We start from the raw sequence: 12,629 nt of genomic DNA, 5'->3' as shown, positions 1-12,629 counted from the left end.
TAGCAATTCGCTTAATAACCGTGATTTTGTGTTACATCAGGATCGGATAAAATATCTGAGTTGGGAATGGGAAAAAGCCAGTAGTCACTATTGGTAACACCCAGCACAGCCCCGGCCCTGCCTGTACGTGTAAGATCAAACCAGCGATGTGCTTCAAAAGCAAATTCAAGACTGTTTTCTTCTTCTATCGCCAGCAATACATCAGCCTGCGAAGTGGCGGTAGTGGCAGCCAGGCCTGCCCGTGCACGGATAACATTCAGGTCTGCAACCGCTTCAGTTATTTTATTCTGCTGCGCACGTGCTTCTGCACGTATCAGGTATAATTCTGCAATGCGTATCAGGTACGACGGATCAACACTGGATGCCGTGGTATTATACAAAACCCCGTACACTCCGGTACCCGAACCTGCTATCAGCGCATTACGCGTACCACCCGTTTGCGGGTTGTTTAGCTTAGCCACAAGCGCGTCTGAGGGCTTCAGCGTATATTGTCCTCCGGCGGAACTGGGGTACCATAAATTCCAGTAGCTGTTTTTATCATTGACTGAATATGTCAGCTCCAGCACAGATTCCGTACTCAGGAAAGGCGCGGTAAAAAATGTTTTGTAAGGTTGTACCAATGCATATTTCGTGTTCGCAATAACAAGTGATGCATCGGCTTCTGCATCTGCCCACTGCTTGCGGTACAGGTGTAATCGCGCACGCAATGCACGTGCTGTGCTTTTTTGCGCACGGTTGCGTGTGGTGGCGTCTTCAGGCAGCAACTGCTCAGCCTGGTTAAGATCAGCCAGCACCTGGTCGTAAGTAGCATCAAGCGTGCTGCGTTTTACTCCCTTTAGCCCGGCAATATCAACCGTGGGTTTTAACTGAAGCTGTACACCACCCCATCCGCGGGCCAGGTCAAAATAACCAAGCGCACGGATAAAATAGGCTTCCCCTGTTATCTTGTCTTTTTCCGCGGCGCTTAACAAAGGATCGGTAACACCCGGCACTGCAGCAATTACACTATTGGCAGAGTTGATGGCGCGGTAAATACCCTGGTAGGCCGCAACGGTGATAACATTATCCGTAGGCACAGCATTCTGATCCAGCTGCAGGTATTCGTTAAGCGTGCCGTTGAATATTACATTATCTGCCGGCATTACGCCCAGTGTTGGATAACTGGATGCATAATATCCCTGCACCCGGTCGTATGCGCCTGTGATCGCTGCGCGTGCAGTTCCTGCATCTACAATAGCGTCACCGGTTGAAATAAGGTTATTGGGCTTCTCATCCAGGTACTTTTTGCACGATACCGCCTGTATGGCAATACCGGCAAACAATAAGAGTATAATATGTTTCGTGATCATGATTATCGGTTAAAAGGTTACACTAAGACCTACCTGTACAGTACGCGGCTGAGGCACGGTAGCCCAGTCATAGCCTGCGGTGTTCTGGTTATTGCTTTGCGAGCTTACTTCCGGATCAAGTCCGTCGTATTTGGTAAACGTGAGCAAATTGGTTGCCTGCACATACAAACGCGCGCGGTTAAGCTTCAAACGCTGAATCAAGGCATTGGGCAGATTATAGCCGAGCGTAATGGTCTTCAATCGTAAAAAGGAACCATCCTGCAGGTAGCGCGAGCTAAGGTTGGCTACGTTGCCGCCGTAGTTGTTTGCAGCTCCGCCGTTTTGCGTAGGATTGCCCGAATAGGTAGTGAGCCTTGGTATATCGGTAACATCACCGGGCTTCTGCCACCTGTCCAGCTGTCTTGGCAAAAAGCCGATATTGGCCTGCGTACCACCATGAACCATAAAGAAATCGTTCATGTTCATAATCTTGTTTCCCTCCTGGAAGTAGAAGAAGAAATTAAGATCGAAGTTTTTATAGCTCAGGTTATTGGTTAAGCCGCCGCTATACACCGGCAGGGCGTTGCCAACAATCTGCCTGTCTGCAGAGGTAATCTGGTTGTCTTTCTGCAAATCGGCATATACGGCATTACCTGTTTGCTTATCTACATACAGTTGTTTATACAGGTAGAATGAGTTTACAGCATATCCCTGTCGCAGGATGGAAATATTTCTTCCCGAAGCACCCTGCACAATGTCAGAAGCGAGTTTTTCGATCTTGTTCTTGTTCCAGGAAATATTGAAGTCTGTTGTCCACTTGAAGTCTTTTGTGTCGATGTTGGTGGAATGCGCTCCTACTTCATAGCCTTTGTTGCGCACTGCACCATAGTTCTGCAGGTAGCTCGCAAATCCCGAACGGTATGGCACCGGCACGTTTAACAGTAAGTCGTAGGTGTACTTGTTGTAATAATCAAAGCTGATGGTAAGCCTGTTTTTCAGGATGGTAAACTCTGTACCAAGATCAAGCTGCCGTGTTGTTTCCCATGTTAAATCAGGGTTGGCCAGCTGCGATGGTGCTGTACCAGCCTGCTCCAGGTAATTGGCACCCGATGCCCATAAGCCAAGCGCTGCGTACGGACCAATTCCATTCTGGTTACCAGACAATCCAATACTTCCCCTGAATTTGAGGTCATTGAAAATATGCAGGCTTTTGATGAAGTCTTCCTGACCTGCGCGCCAGGCAAGACCACCGGAAGGGAAATAACCCCATTGTTTGTTCTTACCAAATTTCGAAGAGGCATCTGCACGAATACTTACATCCACCGTATACTTGTCAGCATAAGTGTATCCTGCCTTTCCAAAAAAAGACACCAGTTTAGACGTTGAGCTAAAGCTCGATCCCGAACGGGTAGCCGCCGCACTGATGGCCTTAAGACTATTGGTTGCAAAACCGGTGCCCGTCGCACTCGTACCCTGACTGATCACGGAATTGAGCGTGTTACCAATCAGTGCATTAATATTATGCTGCTTGCTGCTACCGAACGATTTCACAAAAGACAATACCTGTTCGTTGGTGTATACCGTATTCTTTGTTTCATAAGAAGATGCAGAACCACTGGTGGCAATACCTGCACTGATGAGCGTGTTGGAATAATTGTTTTCATACTCGCTGCTGTTGTCCAGGCTCCAGCTGCTGCGCAGTTTTAGTCCCGGCAGGATATTGTATTCAGCAAACACGTTACCGATGGTACGCCAACCTACTGCATCATTGTCAAGATTGTTGATGAGTGCAATATGGTTATCAAAACTGCCGTATCGCGCATAGGTTCCGTCTGCATTGTATACAGGCAGGTACGAACGCGGGAATAACGCTGAATTAATCACCCCCTGCGGGTTGTTATCATTACTGCTCAAATTACGTTGCGACCGGGTAATGTTAATACTGGTTCCTACTTTCAGCCGGGTAGTTAAATTGTTATCGTAGTTGAGCCGCGCAGTATAACGGTCATAGTTTGTTGGCTTCACCACAGATTCCTGTTTCAGGTAACCGAACGACACATAGTAGGTGCTGTTTTCTGTACCGCCCTGCGCAGACAGATCATAGTTCTGCGTGCGCGCTGTGCGGAATAAATCATCTGTGCGGTTGTAGGTAGGCAGGGAATCAGGATTAGCGATAAGTCCTGTTGCCGTTGAAGGATCGCGGCCATTGTCTACTGCCGTATTGATTTTCGCCTCATTGCTCAGCAAAGCTGTTTGCGGACCAGTGGCCACTTTAAATTTATTAATCGCGGTAGACCAACCCTGGTAGGTACTTAAGCCGATACGCGCATGAGTATTGCGCTTTCCGCGCCTTGTAGTTACAATCACCACACCGTTGGCACCCAGCGATCCGTAGATGGCCGTGGCATTGGCATCTTTCAAAATCTGGATACTTTCAATATCATTGGGATTGATGTCTGCAATAGGGTTCGATGGCTGCTGGTTGCCTACTGAAGTCTGCACAGGATCTGCATTACTTACAAACACCCCATCAATAATATACAAGGGATCTACAGACGCGTTTATAGAATTATTACCCCTGATCCTGAAGGTAATGCCGCTTCCGGGCACACCACTGTTTGCCATTACCTGTACACCGGTTGCCTTGCCTTGCAACAACTGGTTAAAACCTGCCGCAGGTACATCTCTTATAGCGTCACCACTAACGCTGGTTATAGAGCCGGCAATGTATTTGCGCTCCTGTGTGCTATAACCTGTAACGATAATATCATTCAGCTGCCCGGCATTTTCTTTTACTAAAACTTCTGCCGGACTACTATTTACAACGATTTCCTGGTGTTGATACCCGATGTAATCAATTACCAGCGTGTACGGAAATGCCTGGCCTGTTACAAAATTGAATTTGCCTTCGTTGTCAGTTGTTACCGCATGTGTGGTTCCTTTTATTTTCACCACAGCACCTGCCAGCGGTTGCCTGCTAGCGGCATCCAGCACTATGCCGGTAAGTTTGGAATGTATGGTTGGCTGGGTTTGCTGTTGTGCAATTACAGCATAGGCTGATAGTACACAAAGCAGCGCACACACAGCCCTGAAGTAAAGCTGTCTCATGTAAGCGTTTTTATATTAGATATGGAAAATCCGTGTGCAGTAGTATGTACGCACCATAAAAGAGTAGTCGAATCGCATTATACTAGCAACAACAACCGGAGAAAAAAGAAGGCTGATAATTGGTATTGGCAAATGCTTGCATTAAAGCTTGCCGGAATTGCTTGCAGTTTTGGTTAATTAAGTTTTTCATCTTGCAGCAAAGATAAGTCTACTAATTTAGTAGACAAATATTTTTTTCTCAAATGATAAATCGTAACTACCTGTTCCACCATACTGTCAGGGTGCCACAAAAGGGCTGACACCTGACAATACCACAACACCAAATGTTAATTATAAATAAATAACCTATCAATTTAGTAGAGTTATATAATTCTAATTACATTTGTTACACTAAACACATCTTATGTTCAGCAAACACCTTGTACAGCGTTATTGTTGTTGCTAAAACACCCGGCGGTACGTTTGCCTGTTCACCATAATATCCAACACTTACCGCCTGCGCGGCATATACCCGCAACAAATTCCCACTTCGATTTCTTCGCTTCCAATCTGTTACTATGTATTTCACCAGTACGCCTTTTACCGGTACCGTTAACCAAACACCGCAGGCAACCGATCTTAGCCGTTTTGAAACTGCGGCAAAAATGCTCGGTCTTAACGAACAACACATAACCGCACTGAAAACGCCTGTCAAAGTAATAACCGTTCACTTCTCCATGCTGCTCGACAGTGGCCGGCGGCAAAGCTTTGAAGGGTACCGCGTTATTCACTCTTCCCTGCTTGGCCCTTCACGTGGCGGCATACGCTTTGGCACCAGCGTTACTATACAGCAAATAAAAGCACTTGCCGAAACCATGACCTGGAAATCGGCACTGATGGGCCTTCCTTTTGGAGGCGCGATGAGCGGTATTATCTGTGATCCCCGGCATTTATCTGCCTCGGAAATGGAGAGATTAACAAGTGCATACACCCGGGCCATACAACAACAGTTGCAGGATGAACAATATACAAATGACAATACCCCCGCGCAATTATCCGGCGAGCTGGAATGGTTACTGGACGAATTCTCTATCCTGCATGGCAAAACAATTCACGCAATTGTAACCGGCAAAAAATCCCCACTCGATAATCTCGGCCGGGCAGATGCCACAGGGCGCGGCGTAAGCATCATTACTTTACTGACGCTTGAAAAATTAAACCTCAGGCCTTACGAAGCTACGGCTGCCATCCAGGGCTTTGGTAATGTAGGGTTGCATGCCGCCTCGCAGTTGTACGACAAAGGCGTAAAAATTGTGGCAATTAGCGATATTACCGCTGCCTATTTCAATGCCGACGGCTTCAACATACCTGATCTTATTCATTATGTGCAAACACACAATAATGCCCTGGCTGGTTATAACAAAGGAATTGAAATACTGCATGAAGAACTGCTTACCCTGCCTGTAGACATACTTATTCCCGCAGCAAAGGAAGAGGCAATTACCGAATCAAATGCCGCAGCCATTAAAGCCTCCATTATCATTGAGGCAGCCAATAACCCGGTAGTACCTGCAGCAGACATCGCACTACACCAGCAGGAACGATTGGTGGTGCCTGATATACTGGCTAATGCAGGCGGCATTATCATATCATACTTCGAATGGCTGCAGCACAAACTGCAGGAAACATGGGATATAAAACAAGTCAACACCCGGTTGCGTGAAATACTTGAAAACTGTTTTAACCAGGCATATAACACGGCTATTGCCAAAGGCATTCACCTGCAAACGGCAGTGTATTATGTAGCCCTTGAAAGAATAAGCGCAGCACAGGCGGTAGCTGCAAAAACAACTTCCTCATTATTTCCATTTAATTAGCCTTATGAAAGCAGTTGTACTACAGGATTTTGGCAGCACAGACAACTTTGTACTGCAGCACGATTTCCCGGCACCGGTAAACGGAAGCCATGATGTAATTGTACAAATAAGAGCTGCTGCCTTCAATCCGATAGATTACCAGATGCGCCAGGGAAAAACAGAAAGAAAGCGTATGCGTTCTTTTGTATTAGGCAGGGAGTTCGCCGGTGTAGTGGTAAAAACGGGAAGACTGGTTACAAATTTCAGAAAAGGAGATGCCGTATTTGCCGCATCCGGAAGCATGGGATCAAACGGCGCATATGCAGAATACATCAGTGTACCCGACAACATTATTGCATTAAAGCCGGCAGGGCTCACGTTTGAACAGGCTGCGGCAGTACCTGTAGCATTTATCACAGCATTACAATGTTATAACCGGTTGTCGTTGCAACCGGGCAAATCAATATTCGTAAGCGGCGCAGCAGGCGGTGTAGGGCTGCCATTGATAAAACTGTTGCTATCCAAGGGTTTTACACAGCTTACTGTAACTGCAGGCAACTGCGCCAGCCGGCAACAATTGCTGCAGGCAGGTTTGCAGGAGCACCAGATCATCAATTACAAACTATCTCATGCAGCAGAAGCACTTGTTGCAGCGAACAATGGCCGGCTGTTTGATTATTGCATCGACCTGGTGGGCGGTGCCATGGCCGAAACAAGTGCGCAGGTACTGGCTGTTAATGGCAGTTACGCCGATGTCACTGCCCTGACCACACCAGCTGCGCGCGAACAACTTTTTAACAAGGGCGCTGCCATCTTTAATATCTCTAATTATGCATATACTTTAAACAACGATACAGATTACTACCGGCGCAGCCTGGAAGAGATTGCGCGCCTGCTCGAAAACGATACCATTACCCCTTCACCCGTGGAAATTATAGGTGAACTAAGCGTTGAAACCGTGAGAAAAGCACATGCAATGCTCGAAAACAATCTTGCACAGGGAAAAAAACTGGTTATGCAGGTGCAAAACAACCAGGCATTTTCATTTACCAGCCGGATCTGACTTTTTGCAGTCTACCGCGACACTAGCTATTCTTCCAATCGACGCGCATTCCGCTGCAGCATAACGCAGGTTACCACCTCCCCGCCATGCCGGAAAGGCAACTGCAGGGTGTTATTGATGGGGTGTTGTAAATCGCTGAATCTCCTGTAACGGTTACATTCATTACCTGATATGAAACGTTACAACTCAGTATCGTAACCGTTACGACCACTGCATGTAAGGGTATATAAGTAATTTTAAATGCAGATCCCCTGCATACCAGTCACCCTTCAAATATGCATTATGCGGCAGGCAAAAAAGGCAGCAGGCAAATGGTACGGCATACATATGCTGGCAATCATGCTATTGGTAATACAGTCAGTGGTATTACATGCACAAACAGGCCCTCCCAAAGATTCCCTGTACAACAATACTCCCCTGCACCCGCGTGAAGCACCCTGGTATGTGCAGCGTTTTTCACTGGGTGCAGGCTTCTTTTTCCCGCTGAACAACACGCAGGTAGAAGTAAGCAATGCAGCCGGCACACGCCATGGCACCATTGACTTTGAAGATGACCTGGGCTTCTCTAAAAACACCGGAACGTTTGCTGCTAACCTGCAATGGCGTGCAGCCAGGCGCTCCCGGTTCGACCTGCAATATTTTACACTCAACCGCAGCTCATCGGCCATTCTGCAAAAAGAGATCCAGTTTAAAGATCACACCTATCCTGTTGAAGCCGAAGTTGGCGCTTACTTCAACAGTGACATCTACCGCTTTGCCTGGGGACTGGCCGTGCTTAGCCACAAGAACTATGAACTGGGCTTTTCACTGGGCGCACACATTGTAAAAGTAGGCGTTGGCCTTGGCCTGGAAAGCAATGTTGGCTCAGTTACTTACAGCGATAATGTGTCGTTTACAGCGCCCCTGCCCGATGTAGGTATCTGGGGAGGTTATGCATTTAGTCCGCGCTGGGCTGTCAACGGCGAATTTGATTACCTGAAACTGAAAGTAGGTGATATAGATGGCCGCCTGCTGGCAGGCAATGTATCACTCATGTTCCGCGTGGTGAAACAACTGTCCATCACCGCCGGCTATAGTTACCTGCATTTCAAAGTAGACGTGAACAAAGACAAATGGAATGGCTTCTTTAAATGGGGTTATAACGGGCCATCACTTGCAGCGGTGTTTACGTTCGGGCATAAGAACTGGGGAGAGTGACAGGGTGAGTAACTAAACGACATTGAATCGTCAGTCGTCAGTTGTGCGTAGGCGCGGGTATCAATTTTCGCGAATCGGGCTGAACGAAGCAATAGTAAATAAACGAAACGATTTTTTTAGACAGGGCCGCATTACGCGGCCCTTTTTTATTTGGCCTTATTGTTTGACTGGCATGGTTGTTAGCGTAAACTTTGGCAGAAATACCGCCTGTTTATTTCACGAATGGCCACCTGACCTGATGCATTTATGCATTAGTTTTGAGACCTGGCAGTTTTTAATTATTAACTGAAAAAACACTCGTGTATGAATACAAAGAAAATATGGGCCAACTTTAGTGTAAGTGATTTGGAACGAACCACAGCATTCTACAAACAACTCGGGTTTAAACACAATGGCGCATCTGAACAGCTGACCAGTTTCTTCTTTGGCGATGATCAGTTTATTATTCATTTCTTTTTAAAAGATGTACTGGAACCGGCAATTAAAGGACCAATTGTTGATACAAAGACCGGGAATGAAATTATCTTCACTCTTTCCGCTGCCACTGTAGAAGAAGTAAACAACTGGGCAAAAGAGATACAGCAAGCCGGGGGTACACTTGTTTCAAAGCCGGAAACATTCGGGGAAGGTTATTATGGTTTTGTATTTGCCGACCCGGATGGGCACCGGTTTAATGTGTTTCATATGTAGCTACCGGGACTAAAACAGTAATTACCCATACCATGAAAGCGACCTACGCTATTGCAATATTCATCCTCTTTATCATCATGCTTACCGCAGGTAGTACATCCGCACATGCGCAGCAAAGCGAAAGGAAGGTTCGTATTGCTAAAATTGAGATTGATTCCGCTTACCTCGATGCGTATAAAGCGACGCTCGCTATGCATGCCAAAACAGCTGTAGCCGTGGAACCCGGGATGCTCGCTTTGCAGGCGGTGTATGATAAGGCACACCCCACGCATGTTACGGTGTTTGAAGTATATGCCAGTGAAGCGGCCTACCAGGCACATTTGAAGACACCGCATTTTCTGACCTGCAAAAACGGGACGCTTAAAATGGTGAAATCGCTGGAGCTGGTAGACGTAGTCCCCATTGCCATGGAGATTAAGCCCGTGCTTGCGGAGCACCAGGAATAATGCTTGCGCTGCTAATAAGCCAACAAGTCAGTCATCATTGAACTGGATATTAACCAGCCAGACCTGCCACCTACCATGAAAGACCTGCAGCCCACTGTTTACCGTGACGGCGCAACCATATGCATTCTTGAAGGAGGCGACCCGGAAACCGGCGATTTCGGATGCGGCAGCACCATGGAAGAAGCGATGGCAGCTTTCCAGGATAGTTATGAGAAGAGCAAGGAGAATAGTTTGTGAGGATTGGCAATGTTTCAATATGTATGCTCATCGCCTGCAACTTGCGAAATTGACCAGTGCACGCAGACTGTCCGGCAAATACCGGTATATACCATAAGCAACTAACCACTTTTACAGGTAAATATATTTCGTCTTCAAGGAAAACCGGGAATCTCGGCTTTTTGTTCCTGGTTGTTTACGTCATTACCAGCCTTCTGGCTTAGCCAGCTTTTATGCGATTTAGTTTAGCCCTGTTAGTTGGCAGAACAATAAGCAATAGTAAAATATGAATTATGTTGACTGAAAAATAGTTCTCTATAGTTTGTGAATTATACCCGTTTAAAATTTTTATCACAAACCAACGAGCTTTGGAAAAAAAATGATATTCATCGATACCTTTTACACCTATTTCAACAAGGGGACCTATCATATTTTTAAAGCAGAAACCACACAATTGAAACTGGATTGAATATAATGTCAAACACAAAAGAAAGGCGATTAAGTTTCTTTTTCTTTCTGGGTTTCTGACAAAAAGAAAAGCGGCAATGAAATAAAACAAATCTACCAGGACTGTTATAATTAAAGGAATACTATTTAAAATCAGCTGACTTGGCTCCAGAGAGTACAAAAGAATAACAAACATAGAAATGCTACCAAGCAAAACATATATTCCGGCAATCTTATTTATCATTTTTAAAAAGTTTACCATCACACTATTATCTTGTCCAATCTGCTTTTAACAAGTTTTCATAGGATTATAATAATTTCCATCCCGCCCAAGGTATTAACAAGGGGCGATTTTTATCATGTAATGCTTTATAAGCATATACCCTAACAATTTGCCTTTCACTTATAGAAAGATTCAGCCAAGAGCTGTTGCTAACTTACTTCAAATTCACGCTCAAGCCTGATTCTAACTTGTGTAAAGTCTTGAACCACAGAATCAATTTCTTCAAAAAGATCATCATGATAAAATTCTGTGTAAAATGAAGGAGGCCAAAATGTGACAACACCATCTTCAAAGGTTCTCATCTCCCAATATCTGGATACCCTGGAATCAAGGAAACTGAATAAGAAAAAAGGTACACTAACTAAATGCCCGTAGTCAGTGAGAATCTGTACATAATGCACATTCTCTGATGCAATTGTTAGGGCAAAGACCAAATACTTTTTTCCGATGGTTAAATGAAAAGCCCTGTTGGCATACTTACCTAACAATTGTTTTTGTTTCTGTGAAGGCTCGATAGATGTGCAAACTACTAGCATAAAACAGTTTAAATTACTTGATACTAAGGGTAATCGCTACTAATTGTTTTAAGTTCTACTATAAATCCAATCTCTTCTATTTCTTTCATCAAATACATTGCCTCATCTTTACCACTAACTAAACTTCGATAGTCGCATCATTAAATTCCACAATCCTATCCTTTATCTCCTTTGCCTCAATTAGAGGAATACTACATCGCTCATTTAGTAGTTTAATCAGCGATAACTTTTCTGCTCCTGGCTTCCAACCGTTAAAACGAATACTATACATTATTCTACTTCTATGATTATTGAGCATGGTATTTTTCCCGAATTTGCCTCCGCTGTTCACGTTGCCCCAATCTAGCTTGCTTTTCAAAAAATGCTGCCATGAAACATAAGTGATCCCAGCCCCTTATCGGCGGAGTGCCTTCTTAGGTATATTATATGGCAGGCCACCGCTGACATATAATATGGCGCACGGCTTTTTTTCTTATATACCCTTATTTACGTCAGGTTAGTCAAATTAAGTATTCAGAGCCTTTTTCACTTGCTCAAAAAATTCACTGCGTTTATTTTTGTTCCGAGTGGAAGACTTTCGACCTAGTTGTAAATCTGCATCTGGATAGACCAATAGACCTCCAAATCTATTTTTTCATAATTAGTTAACACATCTTCTCCTCCACTAAATAACGGCATTTTATACCCTAAACAAGTTATACTTAATAATATCCTCCATTGTTGCATAGACTTCATAAACAATGTCTGCACTTACTTTATTCATAAAAATGTCTTCATATAAGTAGATAAAAAATTGAATTTCCTGATTTCTTACTTGGTAAGGATTCCATGTCACGCCATCATCAGCCTTTTCCATTTGCCATACAGCGCCATGATATTTTGTCAACATTAGGCCAATCAATGCTATATAGTTGATCAAATGATCTTCATTAAAACTTTGTCCTCCATGCTCCAACGTCCTCACTTTGTTATCAATTTTTTTCAACAAACTGTCATCCAGTTTTTCGTCTGTCATTTGCAAATCCGACAGCAGACCACGGACCAATTCTTCCACATGCTCAGAAAATCTTTCGCCGTAACTATTTTTATTTAAAAGCATTTCAGACGAATTCTCCAATTCTTTGACGTCGCTAATCACGTTCTGCAAATCCGGTAAGTTATAATATATCGTATAATGCCCATTTTCTTCAACCAGCACTCGTCTGTCGTTTAAAACATCAACTTCCATCTTAAGCCCGGCAAATCCATCCATTCGTTTTTCTGCGTTCCGCAGTAAATCCTCGTAGACTTCCTTTGTCAGGGATTGGCGTTCAATTGTTTTTCCATTCCGTAATTCAATCTTGTCCATTGTTCTATTTTTCCCTTGCACGATAAAATACTAATTGCTAGAAGCAAAATAAATGAGAATTTCTTCATCGTATTACCAATTAACGCTAACAGACTTCCCAGGTGCTTGCCCGAACAAGCTGTCACATACACT

Annotated in this window: 11 protein-coding genes; 6 read left to right on the top strand and 5 right to left on the bottom strand. The window is 44.6% G+C overall.

What is annotated here, in order from left to right:
- Positions 1 to 11: 11 nt before the first annotated feature.
- On the bottom strand, positions 12 to 1,349 hold the full coding sequence (locus DXN05_RS09980; protein WP_116847062.1) for a RagB/SusD family nutrient uptake outer membrane protein: 1,338 nt from the start codon (positions 1,347 to 1,349) through the stop codon (positions 12 to 14).
- A gap of 9 nt (positions 1,350 to 1,358) precedes the next feature.
- The gene (locus tag DXN05_RS09975; RefSeq protein ID WP_116847061.1) at positions 1,359 to 4,436 is read right to left on the bottom strand and encodes a SusC/RagA family TonB-linked outer membrane protein; all 3,078 of its coding nucleotides are present in this window, start codon (positions 4,434 to 4,436) and stop codon (positions 1,359 to 1,361) included.
- A gap of 557 nt (positions 4,437 to 4,993) precedes the next feature.
- On the opposite strand from DXN05_RS09975, the gene DXN05_RS09970 reads away from it, so the two are divergent.
- The 6 genes from DXN05_RS09970 (at position 4,994) to DXN05_RS24645 (ending at position 9,904) form a co-directional block, all read left to right on the top strand.
- The gene (locus tag DXN05_RS09970) at positions 4,994 to 6,292 is read left to right on the top strand and encodes a Glu/Leu/Phe/Val family dehydrogenase (RefSeq protein WP_116847060.1); all 1,299 of its coding nucleotides are present in this window, start codon (positions 4,994 to 4,996) and stop codon (positions 6,290 to 6,292) included.
- 4 nt (positions 6,293 to 6,296) lie between these two features.
- Positions 6,297 to 7,334 (top strand): quinone oxidoreductase family protein, encoded by a 1,038-nt coding sequence (locus DXN05_RS09965; RefSeq protein ID WP_116847059.1) that lies wholly within the window; start codon positions 6,297 to 6,299, stop codon positions 7,332 to 7,334.
- 282 nt (positions 7,335 to 7,616) lie between these two features.
- The gene (locus tag DXN05_RS09960; RefSeq protein WP_116847058.1) at positions 7,617 to 8,531 is read left to right on the top strand and encodes a hypothetical protein; all 915 of its coding nucleotides are present in this window, start codon (positions 7,617 to 7,619) and stop codon (positions 8,529 to 8,531) included.
- Between the two features lie 303 nt (positions 8,532 to 8,834).
- Entirely contained in the window at positions 8,835 to 9,221 is a 387-nt protein-coding gene (locus DXN05_RS09955; RefSeq protein WP_116847057.1) for a VOC family protein, read from the top strand.
- 32 nt (positions 9,222 to 9,253) lie between these two features.
- Positions 9,254 to 9,667 carry a putative quinol monooxygenase gene (locus tag DXN05_RS09950; protein WP_170148868.1) on the top strand — a complete coding sequence of 138 codons (414 nt, stop codon included), beginning with the start codon at positions 9,254 to 9,256 and terminating at the stop codon, positions 9,665 to 9,667.
- Between the two features lie 75 nt (positions 9,668 to 9,742).
- Complete coding sequence (locus DXN05_RS24645) at positions 9,743 to 9,904, top strand: hypothetical protein (protein WP_158559202.1); 162 nt, start codon at positions 9,743 to 9,745, stop codon at positions 9,902 to 9,904.
- 199 nt (positions 9,905 to 10,103) lie between these two features.
- On the opposite strand, the gene DXN05_RS09945 is transcribed toward DXN05_RS24645, so the two are convergent.
- The 3 genes from DXN05_RS09945 to DXN05_RS09930 all read right to left on the bottom strand — a co-directional run bounded on the left by DXN05_RS09945 (position 10,104) and on the right by DXN05_RS09930 (position 12,497).
- Positions 10,104 to 10,574, bottom strand: a complete 471-nt coding sequence (locus DXN05_RS09945) for a hypothetical protein (RefSeq protein ID WP_147313882.1) — start codon at positions 10,572 to 10,574, stop codon at positions 10,104 to 10,106.
- A gap of 188 nt (positions 10,575 to 10,762) precedes the next feature.
- Positions 10,763 to 11,149, bottom strand: a complete 387-nt coding sequence (locus DXN05_RS09940; RefSeq protein ID WP_116847055.1) for a hypothetical protein — start codon at positions 11,147 to 11,149, stop codon at positions 10,763 to 10,765.
- Positions 11,150 to 11,828: 679 nt separating this feature from the next.
- Positions 11,829 to 12,497, bottom strand: a complete 669-nt coding sequence (locus DXN05_RS09930; RefSeq protein ID WP_116847053.1) for a hypothetical protein — start codon at positions 12,495 to 12,497, stop codon at positions 11,829 to 11,831.
- Positions 12,498 to 12,629 lie beyond the last annotated feature (132 nt).

This window comes from Deminuibacter soli (assembly GCF_003412455.1).
Lineage (GTDB): Bacteria > Bacteroidota > Bacteroidia > Chitinophagales > Chitinophagaceae > Deminuibacter > Deminuibacter soli.
Note: the sequence above shows the minus strand (reverse complement) of the source record. Positions and strands in the feature narration are given on the sequence as shown.